Origin of the sequence: Salinicola endophyticus, assembly GCF_003206575.1 — a bacterium.
Lineage (GTDB): Bacteria > Pseudomonadota > Gammaproteobacteria > Pseudomonadales > Halomonadaceae > Salinicola > Salinicola endophyticus.
Genome location: NZ_PZJO01000010.1, coordinates 160,674 through 187,525, shown reverse-complemented (window position 1 = coordinate 187,525; position 26,852 = coordinate 160,674). Strand labels below are relative to the sequence as shown.

At 67.3% G+C, this 26,852-nt stretch carries 24 protein-coding genes; 8 read left to right on the top strand and 16 right to left on the bottom strand.

Annotated elements, in window-relative coordinates; genetic code table 11:
• Nucleotides 1-96 precede the first annotated feature (96 nt).
• From catA to DOM66_RS17925, 3 genes are read right to left on the bottom strand one after another with little or no spacing between them, the layout of a single operon-like run.
• Nucleotides 97-1,068 carry a catechol 1,2-dioxygenase gene (gene catA, locus DOM66_RS17935; protein ID WP_110691074.1) on the bottom strand — a complete coding sequence of 324 codons (972 nt, stop codon included), beginning with the start codon at nt 1,066-1,068 and terminating at the stop codon, nt 97-99.
• Nucleotides 1,069-1,125: 57 nt separating this feature from the next.
• Complete coding sequence (gene catC / locus DOM66_RS17930) at nt 1,126-1,416, bottom strand: muconolactone Delta-isomerase (RefSeq protein WP_110677191.1); 291 nt, start codon at nt 1,414-1,416, stop codon at nt 1,126-1,128.
• Between the two features lie 14 nt (nt 1,417-1,430).
• A complete protein-coding gene (locus DOM66_RS17925; protein WP_110677189.1) occupies nt 1,431-2,549 on the bottom strand; it encodes a muconate cycloisomerase family protein in 1,119 nt (372 codons plus the stop codon).
• Between the two features lie 107 nt (nt 2,550-2,656).
• On the opposite strand from DOM66_RS17925, the gene DOM66_RS17920 reads away from it, so the two are divergent.
• The 3 genes from DOM66_RS17920 (at nt 2,657) to DOM66_RS17910 (ending at nt 5,576) form a co-directional block, all read left to right on the top strand.
• The gene (locus DOM66_RS17920; protein WP_110691073.1) at nt 2,657-3,565 is read left to right on the top strand and encodes a LysR family transcriptional regulator; all 909 of its coding nucleotides are present in this window, start codon (nt 2,657-2,659) and stop codon (nt 3,563-3,565) included.
• Between the two features lie 251 nt (nt 3,566-3,816).
• Nucleotides 3,817-4,056: a hypothetical protein gene (locus tag DOM66_RS17915; protein WP_110691072.1), complete on the top strand. Its 240-nt coding sequence runs from the start codon at nt 3,817-3,819 to the stop codon at nt 4,054-4,056.
• Nucleotides 4,053-5,576, top strand: a complete 1,524-nt coding sequence (locus tag DOM66_RS17910; RefSeq protein ID WP_110677182.1) for a sodium:solute symporter family protein — start codon at nt 4,053-4,055, stop codon at nt 5,574-5,576. Before DOM66_RS17915 ends, DOM66_RS17910 begins: the two co-directional genes overlap by 4 nt.
• A 170-nt stretch (nt 5,577-5,746) precedes the next feature.
• Here the strand turns inward: DOM66_RS17910 and pobA are convergent, their stop codons facing one another.
• Nucleotides 5,747-6,931, bottom strand: a complete 1,185-nt coding sequence (pobA, locus tag DOM66_RS17905; RefSeq protein ID WP_110677180.1) for a 4-hydroxybenzoate 3-monooxygenase — start codon at nt 6,929-6,931, stop codon at nt 5,747-5,749.
• 184 nt (nt 6,932-7,115) lie between these two features.
• Between pobA and DOM66_RS17900 the strand changes: the two genes are divergently transcribed.
• Together DOM66_RS17900 and codB are read left to right on the top strand one after the other, a co-directional pair.
• Nucleotides 7,116-8,012: a helix-turn-helix domain-containing protein gene (locus DOM66_RS17900; RefSeq protein WP_110677179.1), complete on the top strand. Its 897-nt coding sequence runs from the start codon at nt 7,116-7,118 to the stop codon at nt 8,010-8,012.
• A 303-nt stretch (nt 8,013-8,315) separates the two neighbouring features.
• Entirely contained in the window at nt 8,316-9,572 is a 1,257-nt protein-coding gene (codB, locus tag DOM66_RS17895; RefSeq protein WP_110691071.1) for a cytosine permease, read from the top strand.
• A 78-nt stretch (nt 9,573-9,650) separates the two neighbouring features.
• Here the strand turns inward: codB and pcaG are convergent, their stop codons facing one another.
• The 11 genes from pcaG to DOM66_RS17840 all read right to left on the bottom strand — a co-directional run bounded on the left by pcaG (nt 9,651) and on the right by DOM66_RS17840 (nt 21,600).
• On the bottom strand, nt 9,651-10,283 hold the full coding sequence (gene pcaG, locus DOM66_RS17890; RefSeq protein ID WP_110677176.1) for a protocatechuate 3,4-dioxygenase subunit alpha: 633 nt from the start codon (nt 10,281-10,283) through the stop codon (nt 9,651-9,653).
• Between the two features lie 10 nt (nt 10,284-10,293).
• Complete coding sequence (pcaH, locus tag DOM66_RS17885) at nt 10,294-11,040, bottom strand: protocatechuate 3,4-dioxygenase subunit beta (protein WP_110691114.1); 747 nt, start codon at nt 11,038-11,040, stop codon at nt 10,294-10,296.
• A 133-nt stretch (nt 11,041-11,173) separates the two neighbouring features.
• Nucleotides 11,174-12,145, bottom strand: a complete 972-nt coding sequence (locus tag DOM66_RS17880; protein ID WP_110677174.1) for a LysR substrate-binding domain-containing protein — start codon at nt 12,143-12,145, stop codon at nt 11,174-11,176.
• A gap of 87 nt (nt 12,146-12,232) precedes the next feature.
• On the bottom strand, nt 12,233-13,420 hold the full coding sequence (locus DOM66_RS17875; RefSeq protein ID WP_110691070.1) for an alpha/beta fold hydrolase: 1,188 nt from the start codon (nt 13,418-13,420) through the stop codon (nt 12,233-12,235).
• A gap of 245 nt (nt 13,421-13,665) precedes the next feature.
• A complete protein-coding gene (locus tag DOM66_RS17870; RefSeq protein ID WP_106418640.1) occupies nt 13,666-14,976 on the bottom strand; it encodes a short-chain fatty acid transporter in 1,311 nt (436 codons plus the stop codon).
• A 51-nt stretch (nt 14,977-15,027) separates the two neighbouring features.
• Nucleotides 15,028-16,233, bottom strand: a complete 1,206-nt coding sequence (gene pcaF / locus DOM66_RS17865; protein ID WP_110691069.1) for a 3-oxoadipyl-CoA thiolase — start codon at nt 16,231-16,233, stop codon at nt 15,028-15,030.
• Nucleotides 16,230-17,021 (bottom strand): CoA-transferase subunit beta, encoded by a 792-nt coding sequence (locus tag DOM66_RS17860; RefSeq protein ID WP_106418641.1) that lies wholly within the window; start codon nt 17,019-17,021, stop codon nt 16,230-16,232. The genes pcaF and DOM66_RS17860 overlap by 4 nt, the downstream gene beginning before the upstream one ends.
• Entirely contained in the window at nt 17,021-17,839 is an 819-nt protein-coding gene (locus DOM66_RS17855) for a CoA transferase subunit A (RefSeq protein ID WP_110691068.1), read from the bottom strand. Before DOM66_RS17855 ends, DOM66_RS17860 begins: the two co-directional genes overlap by 1 nt.
• A gap of 259 nt (nt 17,840-18,098) precedes the next feature.
• Nucleotides 18,099-19,451 carry a lyase family protein gene (locus DOM66_RS17850; protein ID WP_110691067.1) on the bottom strand — a complete coding sequence of 451 codons (1,353 nt, stop codon included), beginning with the start codon at nt 19,449-19,451 and terminating at the stop codon, nt 18,099-18,101.
• A gap of 146 nt (nt 19,452-19,597) precedes the next feature.
• Nucleotides 19,598-20,587, bottom strand: a complete 990-nt coding sequence (locus DOM66_RS17845; RefSeq protein ID WP_110691066.1) for an alpha/beta hydrolase — start codon at nt 20,585-20,587, stop codon at nt 19,598-19,600.
• Between the two features lie 146 nt (nt 20,588-20,733).
• Entirely contained in the window at nt 20,734-21,600 is an 867-nt protein-coding gene (locus tag DOM66_RS17840) for a shikimate dehydrogenase family protein (RefSeq protein ID WP_110691065.1), read from the bottom strand.
• 213 nt (nt 21,601-21,813) lie between these two features.
• On the opposite strand from DOM66_RS17840, the gene DOM66_RS17835 reads away from it, so the two are divergent.
• The 3 genes from DOM66_RS17835 (at nt 21,814) to DOM66_RS17825 (ending at nt 25,137) form a co-directional block, all read left to right on the top strand.
• On the top strand, nt 21,814-22,812 hold the full coding sequence (locus tag DOM66_RS17835) for a tripartite tricarboxylate transporter substrate binding protein (protein ID WP_110691064.1): 999 nt from the start codon (nt 21,814-21,816) through the stop codon (nt 22,810-22,812).
• 179 nt (nt 22,813-22,991) lie between these two features.
• Nucleotides 22,992-23,462 (top strand): tripartite tricarboxylate transporter TctB family protein, encoded by a 471-nt coding sequence (locus tag DOM66_RS17830; RefSeq protein ID WP_110677157.1) that lies wholly within the window; start codon nt 22,992-22,994, stop codon nt 23,460-23,462.
• Between the two features lie 175 nt (nt 23,463-23,637).
• Nucleotides 23,638-25,137: a tripartite tricarboxylate transporter permease gene (locus DOM66_RS17825; RefSeq protein ID WP_110691063.1), complete on the top strand. Its 1,500-nt coding sequence runs from the start codon at nt 23,638-23,640 to the stop codon at nt 25,135-25,137.
• A 39-nt stretch (nt 25,138-25,176) separates the two neighbouring features.
• Here DOM66_RS17825 and DOM66_RS17820 read toward each other — a convergent pair whose 3' ends face one another.
• On the bottom strand, nt 25,177-26,805 hold the full coding sequence (locus tag DOM66_RS17820) for a methyl-accepting chemotaxis protein (RefSeq protein ID WP_110691062.1): 1,629 nt from the start codon (nt 26,803-26,805) through the stop codon (nt 25,177-25,179).
• Between the last annotated feature and the right edge of the window lie 47 nt (nt 26,806-26,852).

Here is a 26,852-nt window from a genome sequence, read left to right as displayed (position 1 = left end):
CCGAGCCGTTGATATCGCCCGCCTCGTCGGAGAGCGCCTCGTCCAGCTCATCGTCACCGAGGCCGAAGACGTTGGGCCATGACGCCAGTGGGCAACCTAGACCTTGGCGGTACCGGCCAGCTGGCTCGCCAGATCGTGGGCGTTCTCTTTGGCACGCGGTCTGGCGTGACGCGTCTGCAACGCCGACTCATCGGTCGGGGCGAGCTCGATGTCGAATATCACCTGCGAGAAAGGCCCCTCCAGTCCGCGCTGCTGGATCTCGTCGGCGTCCTCGATGCGCTCGGCGGGGATCACCAGCTCTTCGCGGGTGGCAAAGGCGAAGTCGTCGAAGGTGTAGGGGTCGCCGGCCAGATTGATCTGGGTGGTCAGGTGCTGGTGGCCGGGCGACGAGATGAAGAAGTGAATGTGCGCCGGGCGTCGGCCGTGGCGCCCCAGCGACGTGAGGACGACATCGGTGGGCGAGCCCTCGGGGACGCCATAGCCGGAGGGAATGACGCTGCGGGCGGTGTAGCGGCCGTCGCTGTCGGTATAGAGGGTGCGGCGCAGGTTGTACTCGGATTGCGACGGGTCGAAGAACGAATAGCCCCCCTTGTCGTTGGCGTGCCAGATCTCGACCTTGGCGCCCTGGATCGGCGTGCCGTCGACGTCGCGCACCTGGCCGGTGAGCCACATGGTCTCGCCTTCGGTGGCCTCATCACTCATGCGGGCAAAGCCCTCGGCTTCCGGGGCGCCGGCCACGTATAGCGGGCCTTCGATGGTGCGTGGCGTACCGCCGGTGCGCTTGGCTTCGGCGTCGATGGCGTCTCGGCGCATGTCGAGAAAATGATCGAACCCAAGGCCCGGCGAGAGCAGACCGAACTGGGTCTGGCTGCCGAGGGCATTGAGCAGATTGACGGCGGCCCAGTACTCCTCCTCGGTGACGTCGAAATCGTCGATCAGTCGGAACAGATCGCTCACCAGACGATGCACGATCTGCTTGGACCGTGCGTTGCCACCCGACGCTTCCAGCCCGCTGATCTTGGCCAGAAAGTCCTGTACCTCAGGGGTATCGAAGATCTTCACGCTCATGGGTATCACCTCTTTGTGTCGTTTGAATGTGCCACGGTCAGACGGCCTGGTGATCGGTCAGCTGTCGTCGTCACGAATCGAGGAGGGATGACGACACAGCGGACGGACCTGAATCTCCATGTAGGGAAACAGCGGCAAACCACTGATGATGCGGTGCAGGGCCTCGTTGTCCTCGACATCGAAGATACTGACGTTCGAGTAGCTGCCGGCCACCCGCCACAGATGACGCCAGGTACCCTCTCGCTGCAGCGTCTGGGAGTAAGCCTTTTCGGTCGCCTTGATCTCGGCGGCCTTCGCTTCGGGCATGTCACTTGGCAGATGAACGCGCATTTCGACGTGAAACAGCATGGGACTTCTCCGGATCAGGGGCGGGTGTAAAAGCGCAGCCGGTCTTCATCGAGGGTGATCCCCAGGCCCGGACCGCTGGGCAGGTCGACGCCGAACTCGTGGTAGCAAAGCCCCTCGGTGACGATGTCGTCCTGCAGCAGCAGCGGCCCGAACATCTCGGTACCCCACTCGAGCGACGGCAGTGTGGACCAGGCGTGCAGCGAGGCGGCGGTGCCGATGGTGCCTTCGAGCAGGGTGCCGCCGTAGAGGCCGACACCCGCACTCCGTGCCAGGTGAGCCAGTTTGAGGGCGCCGCGTGGCCCACCGGCCTTGGCGATCTTGAGCGCGAAAGCACCGCTGAAACCGGCGTTCAAGAGTGTCAGGCCATCGCCGGCGTCCTGAACGGCTTCGTCGGCCAGCATCGGCACTCGGAAACGGTTGGCCAGACGCGTGAGCCCGGACACCTGGCGGGCGGGAATCGGCTGTTCGATCAGTGCGACGCCGGCCGCCTCGAGTGCGGAGATCCCCTGAACGGCAGTGCTTTCGTCCCAGGCCTGATTGATATCGACCTGCACACCGGCGCGCCCTTCGAGTGCCGCGCAGATCGCCTCGGTATGACGCAGATCCTCACCCAAGGCGTTGGCACCCAGCTTGAGCTTGAACTGGCAGTGACGGCGCTCGTCCAGTCGTTGAAAGGCTTCGTCGATGTCCTTGCGGGTATCGCCGCTGGCCAGCGTCCACAGCACCGGGAGATGGTCATGCACCGCGCCGCCCAGCAGCGTCGCCACCGAAACGCCGAGGCGCTTGCCCTGAGCATCCAGCAGCGCCGTTTCCAGTGCCGAGCGGGCGATGGCGTTGCCGCGCGCGTGACGGTCGAGGCGGGCCATCAGCGCATTGAGGTTGTCGGCCGGCTGACCGATCAGCAGCGGGGCCAGCCAGGCATCGATGTTGCACTGGATGCTCTCAGGGCTCTCCGCGCTGTAGCTCAGCCCGCCGATGGTGGTGGCTTCACCCACACCTTCGATGTCATCGGAGCTGCGCAGGCGCACGATGACCAGCGTCTGGCGGGCCATGGTGGTCATGGACAGCCGATGCGGCCGAATGGTGGGCAGATCGACGAGCTGGGTGGAGATCGAAGAGATGACGGGGGGCATGGGCGCCTCTTGTCCAGACGATGGCCAGTGAAGTGACCTAAGTCTGATTGCGCCCACGAGCGGCGAAAAATATCGTTTGGGTTCTTTCCCATACTTTGAAGGTATGCATGGAACTGCGTCAGCTACGCTACTTTTGTGCGGTCGCCGAGGAGCTCAACCTCACCCGCGCGGCCCAACGACTACATATGGCGCAGCCTCCCTTGTCTCGGCAAATCAAGCAGTTGGAGACAGAACTGGGGGCACCGCTATTCACGCGCCGGGCACGTGGGCTGACACTGACCCACGAAGGCAAATTCTTCCTCGAGCACGCGCTGCAGATTCTGGAAAAGGTCGATACCACCGTGACGGCCACGCGGCGCATGGCGCGGCGCGGGCACCAGGTGTTCGGGATCGGTCTGGTGGGATCCCTGCTGTTCGGTCAGCTGCCACAGCTGATTCGCCGACTGCGACAAAAGGATGACATCGAACTCCTGCTGCTGGAGCTGACCACGGTCAGTCAGGTACAGGCGCTCAAGGCCGGCCGCATCGACATCGGCTTCGGCCGCCTCTGGGTCGATGATCCGGACGTCGTGCAGGAGATCCTGCTCGACGAGCCGATCGTCGCCGCCCTGCCAGCGGCGCATCCACTGGCGGGCACCCGCCCGACACTGGCTCAGCTCGCCGCCTATCCCCTCATCATCTACCCGGCCGCGCCACGTCCGAGCTACGCCGATACGATCCTCAGCCTGTTCCGCCTGCGCGGGCTCAAGGTACAGGTGATCCAGGAAACCAACGAACTCCAGACCGCACTGGGGCTGGTCGCCTCCGAGCTGGGTTTCAGCCTGGTTCCGGAGCAGGTCATGCGCATGCAGCGCCGCGAGGTGGCCTACGCCCGCCTGGCCGAGGAGAACATCACCTCGCCGATCATCTGCAGTCGTCGGCGAGAGCCCGTGACGCCCGCGATGGCCATGACCAACGATATCCTGAAGGCGCTGTGGGGCAACCGGCTCAGCGGACGTTTCCCCCCCGACGGATAGCCCGGATACAGTGGTCGACAGCGGTCGGCGTATCCGGCGTCCAGCTGACATCCACCTGACGCCTAGCCACCCTTCCGACCGCCAGCACGACTCTCCCGACCGCCACCGACACCCTCCACCAAGGTCGTAAGCGTTCGCCCGTCGCGAAGCCTCGCTTTGCCGAACGTCAATAGCCAGGGCGCAAACGCGCTGGCTATAGTCCACGGTCGAATTCGTCGTGCGCCGACGCACGCACGCCATCGGGGGAACACATGAAAAAACGGATTACCGAACCGGTCAAAAAGCCCGCCGTGTGGATCGGCTTCGGCGTGCTCTTCACCCTGGTCACGCCCTGGTACTTTCCGGCCGGATCCTGGTCGCCGCTGTTCTGGGGCATTCCCTACTGGGCGCTGATCATCATCGCGGTGTCGCTGGCGCTGTCGATTTTCATCACCTGGGTGGTGCTGTGCCAGTGGGATACCGGCGCCGACGAGACGGAGGATGAGCGATGAACATGGAGCTCGCTTTCGGCGGCTGGTCGGGGATTCTGGTCCTGGGGCTCTACGGCGGCCTGATGCTGGCGGTGGGGCTGTTCGCCTTCCTGCGCCACCGCGGCGTGCGCGAGAGTCTCGACGAATACTATCTGGGCGGACGCGGCCTCGGCGCCATGGTGCTGTTCTTCACCTTCTTCGCCACCCAGTACAGCGGCAACACCGTGGTCGGCTATCCGCCGACGGCCTACCGCCTGGGCTATCAGTACCTGGTGTCGGTGCCGTTCTTCATCATGATCATCATGGTGTATCTGTTCTTCGCCCCCCGGCTCTACTCACTGGGGCGGCGCTTCAGCCTGCTCACCCCGGTGGACTGGATCGACCTGCGCTTCCGCTCCAAGCGGGTCAGCGTACTCGCCGCCATCCTCATGCTCTACGGCCTCGGCAACTATCTGCTGGAGCAGTTCGTGGCCATCGGTCAGGGCGTCTCGGGGCTCACCGGCGGCACCATCCCCTATCAGGTCGGGGTGATATTCTTCATCGTGATCATGGTCGCCTACAGCTGGCTCGGCGGCATGCGCTCGGTGGCCTATACCGACACCATTCAGGGCCTGGCGCTGCTGTTCGGGGTGTTCACCCTGCTGATCGGCTCGCTGATCTATCTCGGTGGGCTGCCCAGCGCCGCCGCGACCATGGCCGCCAACGCGCCACAGAAGCTGGGGGCGCCCACGGGCACTGCATTGACCACCTGGTTCTGCCTACTGGTGCTGGTGGGGATCGGCGCGGCGATCTACCCCCACGCCTTCCAGCGTATCTTCTCCGCGCGTAGCGAACGCACTCTCAAGCGCTCGTTCATCCGCATGGCCTACATGCCGTTTCTGACCGCGGGCGTGGTGTTCATGGTCGGCATCATCGGCATCAGCGCCTTTCCCGATCTCACCACGGCGCAGTCGGAGCAGCTGGTGGGCATGCTCGCCAACGCCCTGGCCAACCAGAACGCCTTCTTCTACTGGGCCATGGTGCTGCTGTTCGGCGGGGTGATCGCGGCGATCGTCTCCACCGCGGATTCGGTGCTCTTGACCTTCTCCTCGATCATCTCCCACGACCTCTACGGCCGCTACGTCGCCCCCGACGCCAGCGAGTACCGCAAGATCCTGGTGGGCAAGCTGGTCGGTGTCGCCGCGGTGGTGGTGCTGGTGCTGATCGCCTGGTATCCGCCGGGCACGCTCTATCAGATCTTCGTGCTCAAGTTCGAGGTGCTGATCCAGACCGCCCCAGCGCTGATTCTGGGCCTCTACTGGCGGCGCCTGAACACCCAGGCGGTGTTCGTCGGCATGCTCGCCGGCACTATCCTGGCGGCCGCCTTCACCTTCGCCGGCTACCGCCCGCTGGGGGTGTTCAGCGGGCTCTGGGGGCTGTCGCTCAATCTGCTGCTGTGCGTCGGGGGCTCGCTGCTGTTCGGCGCCTCCCCGGCCCAGCGCGAGCGCGCCGAAGAGATCATCGCCTTCCCACCGTCGGCGGCAGCGGCCCGCGCGGTCTGAGCGCCCAGATCGCGTCTCATCCACACACCCTCCGCGTCACCTACCGGACACGCCTTCGCCACTGGCGAAGGCGTGTTCGTCTCAGCGCCTTCTCGTTTCTCTCTCCTCTCCCCCAGCCTCTCCTCGCCCCAAGCTTTCCCCGCTCCCGCTCTCCTCGGGACGGCAGTGCCTTACTCCAGGGTCTCGTAGGGCAGACCGACGTAGTTCTCGGCGATCGTGGTCAGGCCGGCGTGGGAGCCGAGGCTGTAGTCGAACTCCGCCTGGCGCACCCGCTCGTCGAAGTCGAGCGGCTGACCGAAGTCGTGCAGATGACGCGTCATCCACCAGGAGAAGCGCTCGGCCTTCCATACCCGGCGCAGGCAGGTGGGCGAGTAGCGCGGGATCAGATCGGTGCGCCCCTGGTGGTAGATGGCAGCGAACAGTCGATGCAGCACGCTCACGTCGCTGGCGGCCAGATTGAGCCCCTTGGCGCCGGTGGGGGGAACGATGTGCGCGGCGTCGCCGGCCAGGAACAGCCGCCCGTGCTGCATCGGCTCGGCGACGAAACTGTGCAGCGGCGCGATGCTCTTCTCCAGCGACGGCCCGGTGACCAGCTGCGCTGCCACTTCCCGCGGTATCCGGCGCGACAGCTCGTCCCAGAAACGGTCGTCCGACCACGCCTCGACCCGCTCGCCGGCGGGCACCTGCAGGTAGTAGCGGCTGCGCTCGGCGGAGCGCATGCTGCACAGCGCAAAGCCACGTTCATGGCGAGCGTAGATCAGCTCATGGTGTACCGGCGGGGTATCGGCGAGTAGCCCCAGCCAGCCGAACGGATAGTCACGCTCGAAGGTGGTGAGCTTCGTCGCGGGGATCGACTGGCGCGAGACGCCATGGAAGCCGTCGCAGCCGGCGATGTAGTCGCACTCGAGGCGCATCCACTCGCCGTTGTAGCGGCATTCGAGATGGGGCGACTCGCTCTCGATGCCGTGCAGCGCCACCTCCTCGGCGTCGTAGAGGGTGGTCAGCCCGGCCTCACGCCGGGCCGCCATCAGATCGCGGGTGACCTCGGTCTGGCCGTAGACGGTGACTCGCTTTCCCCCGGTCAGCGCGGCCAGATCGACGCGCACCCGGCGCTCGCCCAGCGCCATCTCGAAACCGTCGTGGGGAATTCCCTCGGCGTCCACCCGTGCCCCGACCCCGGCCTGGTGCAGCAGCTCGACCATCCCCTGCTCCAACACGCCGGCGCGGATACGCCCCAGGACATAGTCCGCCGAGCGCCGCTCGACGATGACGTTATCGATACCGTGACGATATAGCAGCTGTCCCAGCAGCAGGCCGGCGGGGCCGGCGCCGACGATCGCGACTTGCGTGCGCATGATGCCTCTCCTCCAATGGCGGGCCACAGCCCGAAATGGCACTTTTCACCACCATTGTTCGCCATCGAAGAGCCTCGAATAAGGCAAGATTCCTAGCCAAAATGATCATTTCCACGGATAGGCACCTGACTTTAGTCTGATCCCGGGAGAGACCCCAGCACGCCACGACCCGAGGGCTATCAGCATGGTGACTTCACCGCCCGTTCCCACCTATCAGCTCTACGGCGAGACTCGCCACTGGCCCACCCCGGACCTGCTCCACTGCGAGACCATCGCCGAGCGCAGCCGGCTCTATGCCTGGCATATCCGCCCGCACCGCCACGCCGATCTGATGCACCTGCTGCTGCTGCGCGAGGGCCAGGTCGAGCTGCAGCTGGGCGACCTCGAGGCCGCCATCGACACGCCGGCCATGATCTGCGTGCCGGCCACCGTGATTCACGGCTTTCGCTTCTCGCCCCAGACCCAGGGGCATATCGTCACCCTGGCGCAGCCGCTGGTGGCGCGCCTACGCGAACGCCTGCCCCAGGCCGAGGTGCTCGACGCCGCCACTCACTATCCGCTGGCGGCACAGGCCGAGGCCGCGCCGCTGGCACAGCTGATCGCACTGCTGGATAGCGAGTACCGGCGCGCGCCGGGGGGCACCCAGGAGGATCGCGAGGCGATGCTGACGACCCTGATCGAGGCGGTGACGCTGCAGCTATGGCGCCGCGCCAGACGCCGCCAGCGCCTCCCCAGGGCCGGCCAGGAGCGCGGCGAGCGTCATCTCGAACGCTATCGGCAACTGATCGAGACCCACTTCGCCGACCAGCCCTCGATTCCCGAACTGGCGGCCGAACTGGGCATCGGCGACGCCCATCTCAACGCGCTGTGCCGGCGGCTCACCGGCCACAGTGCACTGCAGCTGCTGCACGCACGGCTGCTGCTGGAGGCCAAGCGCCAGCTCACCTATACCCAACAGAGCATCGCCCAGATCGGCGAGCGCCTGGGCTTCACCGAACCCACCTACTTCACGCGCTTCTTCAAGCGCGGCACCGGCATGACGCCGCGCGCCTTTCGCCAGCGCAGCGATGCGCGGGGATGAGCGCCCGGCCTCGAACATTCGCTTTACCAGCCCTTCTTGTCACAGCACGCGGAGAGCCACGCCCCTGAGTGGTGCATTTAGCGAACCAGGATGGTGCATGAACCGCGTGCGCCCGCCGACCCGACTCGCCCCGCCGCGGGCCGCTCGTGCGGATGACACGCGTTATCGACACGCCAGCGATCGAAAACCGACAACCGCGCCCCGTCTTTGGTCATCCGACGAATAGTGGAACGCACCTTGCTTCATGGAGGATTCAGGCAGGGGACACACTACTGTTCAGGCGAACATCATGCGGAGAACGTCATGGAAACCTCGGATTACCCCTTGAGCGAAGTACCCGACAGCGAACGCAAGGGGCTGCTCTCCACCTCGGCGGTACTGCTCGGCTTCACCTTCTTCACCGCCACCATGTGGGCAGGCGGCTCCCTCGGCAGCGCCTTCTCGTTCGGCCAACTGCTGTGGGTGATCCTCATCGGCAACCTGCTGCTGGGCGCCTATGCGGCGGCTCTGGCCTACATCGCCTGCAAGAGCGGTCTCAACTCGGTACTGATGGGGCGTTTCTGCTTCGGTGAGGTGGGCAGCAAACTCTCCGACGCCCTCCTCGGCTTTACCCAGATCGGCTGGTACGCCTGGGGTACCGCCACCATCGCCGTGGTGCTGGTCAAGACGCTGGGCCTGTCGGCAGCGCTGGAGACGCCGCTGATGGTGCTCTTCGGCATGGCCTTCTGCGTCACCGCGATGATCGGCTTTCGCGGGCTCGACCTGCTGTCCCGGGTCGCCGTACCGGCGATGCTGCTGTTCATCCTGATCAGCCTCTACACCGGCATGGTGGACGTGGGCGGGCTCTCCGGCCTGGCGGGTCAGACGCCCAGCACGAGCATGAGCGTCGCCGCGGCCATCACCGTGGTGATCGGCACCTTCATCAGCGGCGGCACCCAGGCCACCAACTGGAGCCGTTTCGCCCGTACCCCCAGGGTCGCCGTGATCGCGACGCTGGGCGCCTTCTTCGTCGGCAACGGCCTGATGGTGCTGACCGGGGCGCTGGGCGCGATGATCTATCAGCAGGCGGATATCGTCGATGTCATGCTGGCCCAGGGCTTCGTGACGCTGGCCGTGCTGATGCTGTTCCTCAACATCTGGACCACCCAGGACAACACCATCTACAACTTCGCCGTGGCCGGCTGCAACCTGCTGCGTACCGACAAGCGCCGGGTGGTCACCGTGACCGGCGCCGCCATCGGTACCGTGCTGGCCGTGGGCGGCATGTACAACCTGCTGATTCCGTTCCTGGTGCTACTCGGCACCTTCATCCCACCGATCGGCGGCGTGATCATGGCGGACTTCTGGCTCAACCACAAAGGCCGCTACCCGGCGCTGGCCGAGGTCCGCCTGCCCGCCTTCAACGGGACCGGGCTGGCCGCCTATGCGATCGCCTCCGCGGCGGCTTACTTCTCGCCGCTACTCCCGCCGCTGGTGGGTGTCATCGTGGCGGCCGCGAGCTACGCCGTGCTGCTGAAGCTGCCCCTCAACGCCACGCTGCCGAGCCCGGCCAAGGAGTGACATGGCACTCACCCGTGCCGGGATAGCGGGCTGGACCCAGGGCACGGCATGCCAGAGCGATCATGCCACCGCCAGGTGTCAGAAATCGAAGAACACCGTCTCGCCCTCACCCTGCAGGCGAATATCGAAGCGGTAGCAGGGACGCCCCTCGCGCGTCTCCCGGGTCGCGATCAGGGTCTGGCGCCGGGTGACGGATTCGATCGCGTTGAGGATCGGGCAGGCAGCGTTGGCGGCCTCTTCGTCGTCGAAGTAGAGCCGGGTCTGGAGCTGGATGTTGATGCCCCGGGCGAAGATCGCCAGGTTGACGTGGGGCGCCATGCGCCGGCCATCCGCCAGTGCCACCGCCCCGGGCTTGAGGGTCGCGAAGCGCCACTCGCCGTCGTTCTCCGCGGTGGCGGCGCTGCGCCCGAAGCTGTTGAAGGGCGCGGCGAGATCGAACTGGCACTGGTATTCGCCATCGGCGTCGGCCTGCCAGGCCTCGAGCAGCGCATCGCGTACGGTGTCGCCATTGCCATCGATGACCCGGCCGACGAGATCGATGTGCTCGCCCTTGGCGCCGTCGCCGGCAAGCCGCGGGCCGATCTCTTCATCGCGCGGTGGCAGGCCGGCGAGTTCCAGCGCAAGGCCGATATGCACATAGGGCCCGGCAGTCTGCGAGGCTGTCTCCTTGAGCAGGGTGTCGGCTAGCGGGCGCGAATTGGGCTGATGCATGACGGACTCCTTACCCCTGATTCTCGAAATAGGTCTGCACCGCGCCGCGCACCACCAGATCGAAGCGGTAGGCGAGGCAGTCCATGCTGCGGCTGCGCGCCATGTCGAGGCGCCCGGTCATGGTGGCGACCGCCTCCGGGTCGCGCAGGGTGTTGACGATCGGACACAGCGGGATCAGCGGATCGCCCTCGAAGTACATCTGGGTGATCAACCGAGTGGAGATCGAGGGTCCCATCACCGAGACGTGGATATGCGCCGGGCGCCAGCTGTTGACGTCGTTGGGCCAGGGATAGGGGCCGGGCTTGATGGTGCGGAAGCGGTACCAGCCGTCGGCGTCGCTCAGGCAGCGCCCGACGCCGCCGAAGTTGGGGTCGAGCGGGGCGAGATAGCGATCCTTCTTATGCCGATAACGGCCGCCGGCATTGGCCTGCCACATCTCCACCAGGGTCTGCGGCACCGGCTTGCCGAACTGATCCACCACGCGGCCGAACAGCAGGATACGCTCGCCGATGGGCAGGCCGGCCGTGCCCGCCAGGGCGGGGTCTTCACGGAAGTTGAGCAGCAGGTCGTTGTCGTGGGGCCCCAGGCGCAGGCTGGTGAAGTCGGGGCCGGCGAGTTCGGAGCGCGTCGGCGCGACCAGGCTGACCAGCGCCTGGCGCGGCGAGCGCGCCACGCTGGTCTTGTAGCCGGGGGCGTGGGCCGGGGGGTGCCAGTTGTGGTCGCGGGGCACGAAGCGCGTGTCGTCGTTGTGGGGCATGGGCCTCTCCAGCTCGTCGATGGCTCCATTCTCCCCCACCACCACCGCCTGCCAAGTGAAAGCCTCGCGCCCGGACATAACCGGGGGGCTATATCGGGCAAAGGTCGAAGATCGGTCAAAGCTCAAGGTGCGCTCAAAGATCGAAAGGCGTCTGGCCGTCGGCGTTCACCTCGGCGTCGTCAACGTCAGCGTCACTCACCTCAGCGGCGATCTCTCTCAGGCACGCCTGCAGCTGTTCGGCCCCGGCGCTCAGCGGCAGCGATAGATTGGTGCACAGGCCGAGCGCCCCGCCATGGGCCTCCAGCGCCACCTGCAGACGCACCAGCACGCCGGCGGCGAGGTCCTCGCGCACCGCGTCCAGTGGCGCCACCCACACCGCGTCGGTGGCCAGCACGTAGCGCCGGCTGAGCGACAGCGAGAGCGTCTCCAGCGCGATCGGCGGGCACCAGCCGCCCTGCTCGACCCAGAAGCGCTCGACCTGCTCGCGCAGTGTGGTGGCCTCGGGTGGAATCACCCAGGCGGCCTCGGCCAGCGCCGCGGCATCGATATCGACCTCCGCCGCCACCAGCGCATGACCGGCGCGCGCGACCAGGACCAGCGGCTCGTGGTAGAGCGGCTCGAAATGCAGCCCGCGAATCTCGCGTGCCTCACTCATCCGCCCCACCACCATCTCCAGCTCGCCGAGCCCCAGCCGCGAGAGCAGGTAGGCGCTAGAGCCGGTGGTCACCTGCACCCGCACCCCGGGCAGCGTCTGGGCAAGCCGCACCAGCGCCCGGGGCAGCAGCCCCTGCTCGACGCTGGAGAGCGCGCCGAGACGCACCACCGCCTGGGCGCTGGTCTGGTGCACCGCGCGGAAGCCGGCATCCAGGCTGCGCAGCGCCGGGCCGGCATGGCGCAGCAGCATCGAGCCCGCCGCGGTCAGCGTAACCCCCGAGGGGCTGCGGGCGAAGAGCGCCGCACCGACAATCTCCTCGAGCTCGCGGATGGTCTTCGACATCGCCGGCTGGGTGATCGAGAGGGTCTGCGCCGCCCGCGCCATGCTGTTGAGCCGAGCCACCTCCTGGAACGCCATCAGGTGGCGCAGCTTGACCCGGGCATTGAGCATCACGGCACTCCTGAAGCGGGATTCACGCGGGCCGCGGCGGGCCCGGATGGCGATCAGCCACGATGAGAGCCCAGCCGCGTGGGGGCGTCAACCGCCCCAGCCGTGCTGCTTGGCCAGGCCGAAGGCGTGGTTGGCGGCCGGCACCCCGGCATAGACCGCCACGTGCATCAGTACCTGGCGCAGCTCGGCTTCGCTCAGGCCGATCCGCTTGGCGGTCTTGAGATGCAGCACCAGCTCCTCGCGCCCCAGCGCGGCGAGAATCGCGGTGGTGATCATGCTGCGCTCGCGATGGTCGAGATCGGGATCGCTCCACAGCTCCCCCCAGGCCAGCCGGGTGATCATCTGCTGGAACGGCCGGTCCAGCGAGGTCGCCTGCTGCGCGGCACGGGCGACGTGGTCCGCGCCGAGCACCGCCTGACGGGCCTCCATGCCGGTGGCGAGATCGACGCCCTGCGCCTTGGATGCGGCCGGTGACAGCCGTGTCAGCAGCAACTCCACCAGGCGCGCCGGTGCCTCCAGCGAGGGCACGTGGCCCACGCCCTCGAAAATCGTCGGGGCCTCGGCCCCACACTCCTCGGCCAGCGCGGCGAGGGTCGCCGGTGGCGTGGCGCCGTCTTCGCTACCGCCGACCAGCGTGAGCGGCACCGCTTGCGTCGCCTCACCGGCGTTGGCGCCCAGACGCCCGACGAAGCTGTGGCGGCCGAGCATCTCGCACATCAGCGCGTAGGACTCGGCCTCGTTGCGCGACATCGCCACCCGCCAGCCGGCAGCCAGGGCGGGGTCGCCCTCGACGCTCGCCGGCGCGAACCAGCGCGGCACGATCTCCGCGCTCATCGCAGCCAGCCCCTCGCTGCGTACCCGGTCGGCGCGGGTCTGCCACATCTCGGCACTGCCGATCACCGCGCCGGTGTTGGTCAGGGTCGCCGAGTAGAGCCGCTCGGGATGTGCGCTCAGCAGCTGCTGGCCGATCACGCCGCCGATCGAGGTGCCGGCGAAATGGAAACGCTCGGCCCCGGCGAGATCGGCCAGGGCCAGGGCCTCGGCGGCCAGCGCCGCCGGAGTGATCTCGCCCCGCGCTACGGGCCAGCCGGCGCTGGCGCCGTGTCCCGGCAGATCCCAGGTGAGCACGCGGAAGCGTCGAGTCAGCGGGGTGATGACGCTGTCCCACACCGCCTGGCTCATCCCCAGCGGGTGGGCCAGCAGCAGCAGCGGCTGGGTGTCGCCACCGAGCAGACGATAGGCGACGGTGCGGTCATCGAGCGTGACGAAAGGCATGACGAGGCTCCTTGGTTCGAGTGCGCGCAGGCAGTTGGCGTAAAGAACATAGGCGCTGTATGAAAAGTCGACGAGCGTGGGCAAGACAAGGCGAAAATAGGCGAAAGAGCGGAGTTTACGCAGTGTAAATGAGCATGTGACTCGCTCCGCTCGCCCTTCGGGCCGTCCTACGGACCTTCTGAACGTTGTTCAGTGAGCCGATTTTTAACGCCGTATTGCCGAGCGCAGTCCTTTTCAGACAGTGCCTAGGCGAAAGCCGCCAGGGCGACGAAAGTCCCCGCAATGGCAACGCCCGAGATCACCAGCCAGATCAACAGATAGCCCATGATGTCGCGAGCCGAGAGTCCGGCCACCCCAAGCAGCGGCAGGGCCCAGAACGGCTGAATCTGGTTGGTCCAGCCGTCGCCCCAGGTGAACGCCATGATGGTGCGCGCGGGGTCGGCGCCGAGGGCGTAGGCCGCCTTCATCATGATCGGCCCCTGGATTGCCCACTGGCCACCCCCGGAGGGGATGAAGAAGTTGACCGCCCCGGCGGAGAGGAAGGTCCACAGCGGGAAGGTCTCCCGCGAGGCCACCGAGATGATCGCCTGGGAGAACTGGGTGACCAGATCGGCGTGGGTCATCATGCCGGCGATCCCGGCGTAGAGCGGGAACTGCACGATGATCCCGCGGGCGGCGCCCACCGCCTTCTCCACCGCGCCCAGGTAGGCCGCCGCACTGCGGTGCAGCAGCAGCCCCAGGGTGAAGAAGATCAGGATGACCGTATTGAGATTGATGCTGAAGTCACCCTTGACCACCTCACCGAGCAGATAGACCGCGGCGAGCAGACCCAGGAACAGCGTCGGCAGCCGGCTGTGTTCGAGCCAGTCGGAGAAACTGCCGTCGCCGCGCTGGGCCGGCGCCTCCTCGGCAGGGTCCGCCGCCTCCAGGCGCACGATCTGCTCCGGCTGCTTCTGCAGCATGAAGAAGCCCACCAGCAGGGCCAGCAGCGCCAGCGTCAGGGCGATGTTCCAGCTGGCGTAGAGGGTTTCGGAGACCGGCACGATGCCGATCGCATCCTCCATGAAGTGGCCCGGCGTGGCGATCACCAGCGGGATCGAGGTCGAGGGCCCGCGTACCAGTTCGCCACCATAGGCGGCGGCCACGATCAGCGGGAAGTGCACCGCCACCCGGCGCCCCATCTCGCGGGCCAGGATCGCCCCGGCGACCATGCCGAAGCCCCAGTTGAGGTAGTAGCAGACGAAGCTGACCACGATGGTGATCGCCAGCGCCTGGCGCGGCGTCGAGGCCTGCCGGGTGAGCGCGCCGAGCAGGCGCTGCATCACCGGCGTCAGCGCCAGCACGTAGCCGGTCAGCAGCACCAGCACCATCTGCATGCCGAACTTGAACAGCGAGGAGAAGCCCTCGCCCCAGTACTGCGCCATGTCGAGCGGCGTACGCTCACCGAGCACGATGCCGAGCACGAAGACGATGGCGGTGAGAATCACCGCCAGCACGAAGGCGCTGGGCAGATAGCGCTGCACCAGACGCACGGAAAACTGCGTCACCGCTTGCATCGAGGTTCCCTCTGTTATCGGGTTGTCGTTATGGGTAGTTGCTGGCGGGCGTCACACCCGCTCGATCACCGTGGCGATGCCCTGCCCCACGCCGATGCACATGGTGCACAGCGCGAAGCGCTGGCGGCTGCGCGCCAGCTCGTAGGCCGCCGAACTGATGATGCGCGCCCCCGACATGCCCAGCGGATGGCCCAGCGCAATGGCGCCGCCGTTGGGGTTGAGCCGCGGGTCGTCGTCGGCCACGCCGAGCTCGCGGGCACACGCCAGCACCTGGGCCGCGAAGGCTTCGTTGAGTTCGAGCACGTCCATCTGATCGAGGCTCAGGCCGAGTCGCGCGAGCAGCTTGCGCGTCGCCGGCACCGGGCCGATGCCCATGATGCGCGGCTCGACCCCGGCAGTAGCCATGCCGTGAATGCGCGCGATGGGTTCGAGCCCGAAGCGAGTGAGCGCCGCTTCGCTCGCCACCAGCATCGCCGCCGCGCCGTCGTTGACCCCGGAGGCGTTGCCGGCGGTGACGCTACCGTTCTCGCGGAACGGCGTCGGCAACTTGGCCAGCGCCTCCAGCGTGGTCTCGGGGCGAGGATGCTCGTCGCGGTCGAAGATCAGCGGCGCCTGCTTGCGCCGCGGAATCTCGATCGGCACGATCCCCTCGCCCAGCCGGCCGGCCACCTGCGCCGCCTCGGTCAGCTGCTGCGAGCGGTAGGCGTAGCGGTCCTGGTCCTCGCGCGAAATACGGAACTGCTCGGCCACGTTCTCGGCGGTCTCGGGCATCGAGTCGACCCCGTAGCGCTTCTCCATCAGCGGATTGACGAAGCGCCAGCCGATGGTGGTGTCCTCCATCTGCTGATTGCGCGCATAGGGGGAGCCGGCCTTGCCGATCACATAGGGCGCACGCGACATCGACTCGACGCCGCCGGTGAGGATCAGCTCGGCCTCGCCGGCACGGATCGCCCGCGCCGCGGTGCCGATGGCGTCCATGCTCGACCCGCACAGACGGTTGATGGTGGAACCCGGCACGCTGGTGGGCAGCCCCGCCAGCAGCGCCGCCATGCGCGCCACGCTGCGGTTGTCCTCACCGGCCTGGTTGGCACAGCCGAGGATGACGTCATCGATCGCCGCCGGATCGAGCTGCGGATGCTGCGCCAGCACCGCCTCGAACAGCCGCGCCGCCAGATCGTCGGGGCGCACGCTCGCCAGGGCGCCACCGAAGCGGCCCACCGCGGAGCGCAGCGGGCGACACAGAAACACTTCGTTCATGCCTGCGCTCCCGTCTCGTTGCCGGCGTGGTGGCGTGCGGTGCGAGCCTTGAGTTCGCGCAGCACGTTGAGCTCCTCGGCACCGGGCTCGGGGGTGGTCTCGAGCCGCTCGGCGAATCGGATCTCCCAACCGGTGGCCTCCTGGACCTGCTCGGCGGTCACGCCAGGGTGCAGCGAGACCACCACCAGCTCCTTGGTCTCGGGATCGGGCTTCATCACGCACAGATCGGTGATCACCCGGGTCGGGCCGCGACCGATATTGGGCACGCCGTCACGCGCGCGGCCGTCGCGTCCGAAGCCGACCGTGGTGACGAAGTCCACCGCCTCGACGAAGGTGCGCCGGGAGTGCTTGACGGTGATGAACACTTCACCCGCATTGGTGGCGATCTCAGGGGCTCCGCCGCCACCCGGCAGCCGCACCTTGGGCTCGCGGTAGTCACCGATCAGAGTGGTATTGAGATTGCAGTAGCGGTCGATCTGCGCGGTACCCAGGAAGCCGACGTCGACATGCCCGCCCTGCAGCCAGTAGCGGAACATCTCCGGCACCGAGACGGTGGTCAGCGCGGTCTCGCACAGCTCGCCATCGCCGATCGACAGCGGCAGGACATTGGGCTTGGTCTGCAGGGTGCCGGACTCGTAGATCAGCACCACCTCCGGGGCATGGGTCAGGCGCGCCAGGTTGGCCGCCTCGGAGGGCAGGCCGATACCGACGAAACAGGTGGTGCCGTTGGCCAGCGCCCGGGCGGCGGTGACGGTCATCATTTCCGCAGCGGTGTAGTCGAGGCTCATCAGGCAGCTCCTCCAGCGTGGTAGACATGTTCCTCGAGCCAGGCGGCGAAGGCCTCGCGGTCGCGGGCGATCTCATCCCAGGCCTTGTAGAAGGCGTTGTCCCGCGGGTAGTAACCATGGGCGTAGGAGGGGTAGGCGCCCTGCTCGGCCACGGCGATGGCATCGATCGCCCAGCCAGGAATGACGCAGGCGTTGGGCCCCGCCTGCAGCTCATCGACCACCTCCTCGACGGTGACAATGCTGTGGCGCGCCGCCAGCACCACCTCCTTCTGCACGCCGATGATCCCCTCTACCAGCACGTTGCCGGCGCGGTCCGCCTTCTGCGCGTGGACGATACCCACGTCAGGGCGCACCGCCGGCACCGCGGCCAGGCGCTCACCAGTGAACGGGCACTCGATGAACTTGATCTGCGAATTGACCTTGGGCAGGTCGCTGCCCACGTAGCCGCGCAGCACCGCCAGCGGCAGACCGGCGGCGCCGGCCTCGAAGGCGCAGGCCATGGCGGCGTGGCTGTGCTCGAAGATCTCCAGCGGCTGCGGATACCCCTTCTCCACCGCGTCGCGCAGGCGGTGCAGCGAGCCCACACCGGGGTTGCCGCCCCAGGAGAAGATCAGGCGACGGGCACAGCCGGCGCCGATCATCTGGTCGAAGATCAGATCCGGGGTCATGCGGATCAGGGTCAGCTCGCGCCGCCCCTGGCGGATGATCTCGTGCCCTGCGGCAAACGGAATGAGATGGGTGAACCCTTCCATGGCGAGGGTTGCCCCATCCTCGACGTAACGCGCCACGGCGTCGTGGAGCGAGAGGAATTCGGCCATCGTGCGCGACTCCCTGTTAGGTGATGGGCTGTCAGGTGACGGGAAACCAGCGACCGCCAGCGCGGCCCCCGGTGGGTATCGACATTCCCAGTGACACTGGCAAATGTTCGCATTGCGAACAACGGTTTGTGATACGAACACGCTATCCCCACCGTGACCCGCGGTCAATCGCACAACGCGAAGAGGCCTCCATGGAGGCCTCGCCGAGATCGTTGCCGACTCGCTGAAGTGCGTCGACGATGTCTTGCAGAACAGTAAGTTAGGAGGGATCGAGGCGCATCAGCACGCGCATGACCTGGGCCTCGCTACTACCAATGTATAAGTCGATCGTCAGCGCGGCACGCAACGCAGCGGCATCGAGCGTCGCGTCCTCCACCGCCGCCGCCACCTCGGGCTGGGCCAGCACCACCTCGGCGTAATCACGCTGCTCGCGGCGCGCCGTCTCGCCGGCCTCGCGGGCGATCCGCTGGGCCGTCGCGCTGGGCAGCGCTTCCCCCAGCAGACGCGCCGCCGGCTCCGCCAGCACCGCCCCGCCGCTCAGGCGCAGGTTGCGCGCCATCGCCTCGACGTGGACCTCCAGCCCCGCCAGCAGCGGCGCCAGCGAACCCAGTGCCCCCTCCACCAGCAGCACCCCATCCAGCAGCGGCGCCCACTCCGCATGCCACTCGCCGAGACCGCGCTCCAGCGGCTGGGCCCCGGCGTTGACCACGGTGGCATGGGCCGCGTGTACCTGACGCGCGGCGGCGCGGATGCGCGCGCAGGCGACCGGATTGCGCTTGTGCGGCATCGATGACGAGCCGCCCACCCCCTCGGCGGCGGGCTCACTGAGTTCGGCCACCTCGCTCTGGCACAGCAGGGCGATATCCAGCGCCACCTTCTCCGCCGCCACCGCGGCGGCATCGAGGGCCCCCATCAGCGCCAGCAGCGGCTGGCGGTCGGTGTGCCACGGCAGCAGCGGCGCCGCCAGCCCGAGCCGCGCAGCGAGCCCGGCCATGATCTCGAGCCCCTGGTCGTCGAGCCCCGAGTGCACCCCCACCGCACCGCCGAACTGCACATAGAGCCCGCCCTCGGCCACCGCTGCCAGGCGCGCGTCGGCGCTCTCGAGCCCCCAGGCCCACTGCGCCACCTTGGCACCGAAAGTGATCGGCAGCGCCTGCTGCATCAGCGTGCGCCCGATCATCGGTGTCCCCCGGTGACGCCGCATCAGCGCACAGGCGGCACGCCGGCTGCACGCCAGATGCTCGCGCAGCGCCGCCAGTCGCGGGCGCAGCAGCAGCATCAGTGCCGAGTCGACGATATCCTGGCTGGTGGCGCCGCGATGGAAGTGCCGCCGCAGCGACTCCGACAGTCGCGCCTTGGCCTGTTTGACGAAGGGGATGGCGGCATTGCCGCCGTTCTCGACCTCGGCGGCCAGCGCCGTCAGATCGAACGCCGCTAGCGGCAGTGCCGCAGTGAGCGCGTCCGCCGTTCCCGCCGGCAGCAGCCCACACGCCTCCTGCTCCGCGGCCAGCGCCAGCTCCACCTCGCGCATCGCCGCGACGACCTCCCTGGCCTCGAGGGCGGCGAGGCCGGCGGCACTCATGAAGGGGTGGCGGAACAGGGTGTCGTACATGGAGGGATCTCCCGGCGCGCATCGCGTGGCGAACGAATGTTCGTGATACGCACCCATGCTAGGTCGACGCGCGTCGACAGGGCAAGCGCGGCACGGTCATGCCCCGCGGCGCGGGCAGTACCGACACAACCCCGGATCGGCGGCGGTCACGGCGTATCCGGTTTCGCCATCGCGTCGGTCGCCAGCCTCCGGATGAACCGGGCCGCGTGCTCGATGGCCGGTTCGGCGCGCACGATACCGAGATGGCCGATCCCGTCCAGCACCTCCACGGTACCGCCGAAATGGTCGGCGACGGCCGGCCCATAGGCGTCCGGGTGCATGCTCTCGTCCTCCGCGCCCACCAGCAGCAGCGCTGGTACCTCGATGGCCGCCAGATCCTGGCGCCAGTCGCGCGGTTCCATCGCCTGCTGCAGGCGGTAGGAGTAAGCGGGGGTCGAGTACTCGTCACGACGCGACTCGGGGATATTGAAGCGCACGACGTTGCAGCCGGCGGCGGAATCGAGCCCGAACCGACTGACGATCTCGATCAGCACGATTCGCCCGACGTTCGCCTGGGCCCAGCCACCGGCGCCGGCGCGCGAAGTCGGCGCCTTGTGGCCGAGGTATGGCGCCAGCAGGACATAGCCGTCGACGAGACCGGCGAAACGCCCGCCGGCCATTCGCACCGCCAGCCCCCCACCGGAGGAGTGACCGATCAGCACGACCCGGTCGACCGGCCATTGCCCGCGCAGGTGCTCGATCAGGTCGGCCAGGTCGCGCTGCGGCTGTTCGACATCGTCGACATCGCCGCGGCGGGCGGGCCTGCGCCCGTGCCCGCGGATGTCGGGCGTCACCACATGCGCGACGCCCTGCTCGGCCAGCGTACGGGCCATCGGTTCCAGGTAGCGGCTGTCGGCGCCGGAGCCGTGCAGCACGATGGCGAGCGTACGGGCGTCACCGTCGGGATACGCACGATAGTCGAGTTCGTTGCCGTCGCGAGCGGTGAAGTGTACGAGCGGCGCCGGCTCCAGGGCGTCCGTCACCCCGGCGTAGTCGAGCCCGCCCGCGGTGGTACGCGCCGGCCAGCACCAGAGCCAGGCAACCGCGGCCGCGAGCGAGACGACAACACCACAGAGGATGATGGTGGGCGTATGCATATGCTCTCCCGTGCGCCATGGGCGCCGATGTCGTTATGGCGCCAGTCGACCATCGCGTCGCACGAGGATCTGTCGACGAGCCCGCCGAGATACGATACCCCATCGAGCAGATCCCGACGGGGCGCGGGGGCAGACCGTCGCCGCAGTCACCCGCCGGCGCCGCCCAACAGCTGCTGGTGATAGTGGCGATAGAGCGCCGGCGTCTGGGCGTCGACCTCGGCCGCCCGAGCCGGTTCGCCCCAGAATAGCTTGAAGGCGTCGACGCCCTGGAACACGAACAGGCTGACCCCGCTGATCACCGCGGCGCCGGCGGCCTCGGCCAGGGCGATGAACTCGGTGCGCGCGGGCACGTAGACGGCATCGAAGATCCACTGGTCAGCGCGGATCAGCGACCCGGGCAGGGGGCAGCCAGGACTCTTCTCATGACCGATCGGGGTGCAGTTGACCAGCCCGTCGCACTCGCCGGCCAGCGCAGTGAGGGCCTCGGGCGCCACCGCCCGCGCGGCGAACCCGGCCGCCGCGAGCTGGTCCGCCAGGGATTCGGCCTTGGCACGGTCGAGGTCCAGCAGCAGGATCTCCTCGGCGCCGAGCTGGCCCAGTCCGAAGGCCACCGCCTTGCCCACCCCGCCGCTGCCGAGCATCAGCACCCGGCCCGGCGCGCGCTCGCCCAGCGTGGCGCGGTAACCGGCCAGGAAGCCGGTGAAGTCGGTGTTCTCCGCGTGCACCCCGTCGGCACCGAAGATCAGGGTGTTGGCGGCCCCCACCAGCCGCGCGCCCTCACCGGCGCTGTCGGCCAGCGCCAGCGCCTGCTCTTTATAGGGGTAGGTGACATTGACCCCGCGAAAGCCCTGGGACCGCAGCGCATCCACCTGCGCCGGCACCGAAGGGGGTGGGGCGATCAGCGCATCGAACAGCGTGTAGCTTACCGACACGCCGATCAGCCGGCCGAGACGCCGGTGCAGATCGGGCGCGCTGGAGTGTTGGATCGCCTGGCCGATCAAGCCCAACTGCATGTGAGAGCCCCTATTGCGAAGAGATGATAGACAAAGGGTTATGATAACCCGGCCACCAAGAGGCCGCGGCTTTCAGGCATAATCGGCACCCGGTGGGTGGGCGCCCCGGCGCTGGCCGGCCATCAAGGCGTGCTCGCCCCCCGAGCACCGCCACTCGCAGAACGAACAACAGTACGCTGACACACCCGAGACAATATCCAAAAGGCTTCTCCCATGCTCAAGCACACCCTCACGGCGCTGGCGCTGGCCACTGGACTGACGGCGACCTCGCTGGCCGCGGCGGACTACCCCGAGCACAACATCCAGGGCATCATCCAGTGGGGCGCCGGCGGCGCCACGGACAACGTGGCACGCAGCCTGACCCCGCACGTGGAGGAGGCGCTGGGCACCAAGATCATCCTCAACAACCGTCCCGGCGGCACCGGCGTGATCGGCATGAACGCGGTCATGCACAAACGCCCCGACGGCTACACCGTGCTCTACGGCGCCGAGAACCCGCAGCTCTATCCGATCATGGGCCTGGCCGATTTCACCTACGCCGACATGCAGCCGATCAACGTCATCGCCCAGGGCCTGGTGATGATCGCCGCCCCCGCCGACAGCCCGTTCGACAGTTTCCAGGACCTGCTCGACTACGCCCATCAGCACCCCGACGAGCTGCGCATGGGCGACACCGGTGCCGGTGGCCTGCCCAGCACCCTGCTGGCGATGATCAACTCGGTCGATAGTCTCAAGGTGCGCAGCGTCACCTTCGGCGGCGACGGCCCCGGCATCACCGCCATGCTCGGCGACCATATCGACTTCATGCCGCTGAGCCTGGCCGCGGCCAAGGAGCAGATCAAGGCCGGCCGGCTCAAGGGTCTGGCGGTGTTCACCCGCGAGCCGGTCGATGGCCTGCCGAACACCCCGCCGATCACCCAGGCGCTGCCCGACATTGCCGCCTACCTGCCGTGGGGCCCGTTCTGGGCCGTGGCGGTGCGCAAGGATACCCCGGAGGCGATCGTCGACACCCTCAGCGACGCCTACGCCAAGGGCGTGGCCAACGAGCAGTTCCAGCGCTTTCTGTCCGACAACAGCGCCAAGTCGCTCAACCTGCAGGGCGCGGAGGCCGAGCAGTTCCTGAAGCGCTGGCAATCGGTGACCGCCTGGGCCCTGGAAAAAGCCGGCTCGGCCAAGGTCTCGCCGGAAAGCGTGGGGATCCCCAAGCCCTGAGGCATGCGGGCCCGAACGCGCCTGATCCTGACGACGTCTGATCCTGAAAGCGCCCGGGCCTGAAAACGCCCTTGCCTGAAAACGATAGACGCGCGCCGCCCCGCCGCACATGAGCGCGGAGCGGCGCGCCATTCCGCCCACCCTCGACGGCGCCGAACGCCGCCGACCTGGAGTGTCGCATGTCACACCCCCCGCCACTGAAGGCCGGCGAGCGCGCCTTCAATCTGCTGCTGCTGCTGTTCAGCGTCGGCGTGTTCTACGAGGCCTATCGCATCTCCGGCTTCGATCTGCCCAACTCGGCGGGCGCCTTTCCGCTGCTGCTGGGGGCGATCATGATCGTCACCATGGTCTCGATCCTGCTCGGCCAGCGCCACCATCCCCGCCCCGCGGCCGGCGGTGTCCTCGGCGAGTGGCGCCAGTTCCTCGCCACCCACTTCCCGCTACCGGTGGTGCTCTTCTCGCTGCTCGCCGTGGGCTATCTGCTGGCCCTGCCGGCACTCGGTTTCATCGCTGCCACGGCACTGTTCCTGCTCGTGGCCCAGCTCTGTCTGCGGCGCGGCCACTGGCTCAGCGCCGTGCTCGTCACCGTGCTGATCACCGCGGTGATCTATGCGCTGTTCACACTGCTGTTCCAGGTCTATCTCCCCTGAGAGGGTGTTTACAAAATGTCTGCGCTCGACGATACGGCGTTGAAATCGACCTCAAAGTACTCATTTACACCGCGTAAACTCCGTCTTTTCGGCCGATTTCGCCTTGTCTCGCCTTCGCTCGTCGAATTTGTACCCCCCCCTCTGAGCCGCCAGCGTTTCGCCAACGAGGTTTTCCATGGGTGATACCCTCTCTTTCTTCCTGATGTCCTGGCTCGATCCCTCGCTGCTGATCCTGACCGCGGTGGGCACCCTGGCCGGGATCTATGTCGGCGCCATTCCCGGTCTCTCGGTCACCATGGCGACGTCGATTCTGATCTCCTTCACCTTCTCTTGGGACGTCAACGACGCCCTGGCGCTGATCGTCGGCATCTATACCGGCGGCGTCTACGGCGGCTCGCGGACCGCGATCCTGCTCAACATTCCCGGCGCCCCCTCGTCGGTGGCCACCGCCTTCGACGGCTATCCGCTGGCCCAGCAGGGCGAGGCCGGCCGCGCCATCGGCCTGAGCACGGTGATGTCGGTGATCGGTGGCCTGCTCGGCACCCTGGTGCTGGCCAGCGTGTCGCCCTTCCTCGCCGACATGGCCCTCGAGTTCGCCCCGCGCGACTACTTCCTGATCGCCGCGCTGGGCCTGCTGCTGGTCGGCAGCCTGGCCGCCGAATCGCTCTCCCGCGGGATCTTCGCCGCCGCCCTGGGCGCGGTGATCGGTCTGGTCGGGCTCGATCCGGTGACCGCCGACCCGCGCTTCACCCTGGGCAGCATGCAGCTGATGGGCGGCATCCACTACGTGGTGGTGATGATCGGCATGTTCGGGGTCGCCGAGGCGTTCTTCCAGCTGCACCAGCTCGATACCCAGCCGGTGCGCCAGAAGGTGGACAAGATCCTGCCGTCGCTGAGTCTGGTGCTGAAGTTTCTGCCGCTGTCGATCCGCACCTCGCTGATCGGGGTGATCGTCGGCGCCCTGCCCGGTACCGGCGGCGACATCGCCTCGCTGTTCGCCTACGACCATGCCAAGCGCACGGTGAAGAAGCCGAGCAAACCGTTCGGCGAAGGTGCCTACGAAGGTCTGGTGGCCCCGGAGACCGCCAACAATGCCGCCGTGGGCGGGGCCTACGTGCCGATGCTGACGCTGGGCATGCCGGGCGATGCGGTGACCGCGATCATCATCGGTGCGCTGACCATCCACGGCCTCAACCCCGGCCCGATGCTGATGATCGAGACGCCCTACATCTTCTGGTTCACCGTAGGCAATCTGGTGCTGGCCAACCTGTTCCTGCTGCTGTTCGGGCTCACCGGCATCAAGCTTTTCGCCAAGGTGGTGGAGCTGCCCAAGGCGATCCTGATTCCGCTGATCCTGGTGCTCTGCGTGGTCGGCACCTACTCGCTCAACGGCAGCATGACCGAAGTCTACTGGATGCTCGGCTTCGGCCTGCTGGGCTACTTCATGAAGGTGTTCCGCTTCCAGATGGGGCCGGTGATCCTGGGCGTGATTCTGGGCCCGCTGATGGACAAGTCCTACCGCCAGGCGATGGCCTCGGTGGGCAACGACAGCGCCGCCTTCGTCAGCGCGCTGTTCACCCATCCGCTGTCGCTGGTGCTGACCCTGGCGGTGCTCTTTCTGCTGCTCGGCCACTCGCCGCTCAAGCGTCTGTTGCGCCGGGAGAAGGCCGCCTGACGACGCGCGCTGCGTCAGCGTCGGCGGCGGCCGAGGGGTTTACGCCTCCAACGTGAAGTGGCCGACGACCTGATTGAGCGACAGGGAGCGCTGTTTCAGGTCGTGGGCAGAGTGGGCGGTCTGTTGGACCATGGAGGCGTTGTCCTGGGTGGCCTGGTCGAGCTGGGCAATGGCGACGTTGATCTGCTCGATGCCCCGCGTCTGTTCATGGGTGGCGGCAGTGATCTCGGCAAACAAATCGTTCACCCGCTGAATGCTCCGATCGATATCCTGCATGCGCTGTTTGGCGGCATCCACCAACGCAGCCCCGTTGCTCACCTGGGCGTTCGACGCCTCGATCAGCCCCTTGATCTCGTTTGCGGCGGTGGCCGAACGGTTGGCGAGCTGGCGCACCTCTCCCGCCACCACCGCGAAACCGCGTCCATGCTCGCCTGCCCGAGCGGCTTCGACGGAGGCGTTGAGCGCGAGAATATTGGTCTGGAACGCAATGCTATCGATCAGCGTGACGATATCGCTGATCTTGTCCGCTTCCGCGCTGATCGCCTGCATGGAGACCACCGCATCACCAATGGTCTTCTGGCCTGATTGGGAGGTGTCGCTGGCACTGCTCACCAGCACCTTGGCCTGCTCGACGCTATCGGCGGTCTGGCGCACCGTGGCCGTCACCTCCTCCATGCTGGAAGACGTCTGCTGCAGCGCAGCGGCCTGCTCTTCGGTGCGCGACGAGAGCTCCTGATTGCTGGCGGCGATGTCGCCGGCGCTATGGTCGACCGCCGAGCTGGTGGCATGGATCTCCTGCATGGCCTCGTGCAGCTTGTCGCGCATCTGGCGAATGTCACACAGCAGGCTGTTCTGATCGTTAGGGCGCAGTGTGATGGGCGCGGTCAGATCCCCCCTGGCAATGCGTTTTACCAGCCCCGCCGCGTACTGGGGTTCTCCGCCCAGCCGGCGCAGAATGAGCGAGATCATGCCCCAGAGTGCCAGGGTCGCCAGGGCACCCGCGACAATGCCCACCAGAACGCTCTTTAGAATCTGGTGCATGATGGCGCCGTTCACGTCGCCGACGAAAACCCCGCTCGCCACGTAGGCATCCCACGCGGGAAAGGCGGCGGCATAGGCGCGCACTTTCGGCTTGGTATCGCCGTCGCGGGCGAAATTGGAGTAGTACTCGGTAAAGCCGCTACCCGTTGGCCGGGTTTTGTCCAGTATGGCTTGAAAGATCGGCGTGCCATCCGGGTCTCTGACCCGGGAGAGATCCTCGCCCACCTGGCGCTTGGGGTGAGCCAGCATGTGCAGGTCGCCGCTGAAGGCGAACAGATAGTTATTCTTGCCGAAGCGCACATCGCGTAGCGTGTCGAAGGCTTGCCGCTTCGCTTCCTGCATGGAGAGCTGGCCCTGTTCGGCGAGCTGGTGGTAGTGCGCCAGCGTGGAGACCCCGATATCCACGGCGGTGATCATGCGCTTTTCGCGTTCGGCATAAAGCTGAGCGCGACTCTGAAGCGCATTGATGCCGATCATGACGGCCAGAATCAGCCACAGAATGGCCACCCCCAGCAGCCGTTGGCGGCGCAGCGACAGGGCAGAGAGCCAAGTTCGCGTAGCGGTGCGTGAATCCGATGGCCCTGGACGGGCATCAATGCCGGTCGACGGAATGACGGAAATACTCATTGTCGGTAGCCTCTCTTATCAGTTCAGTATGTTCCCTTGCGGTGCCG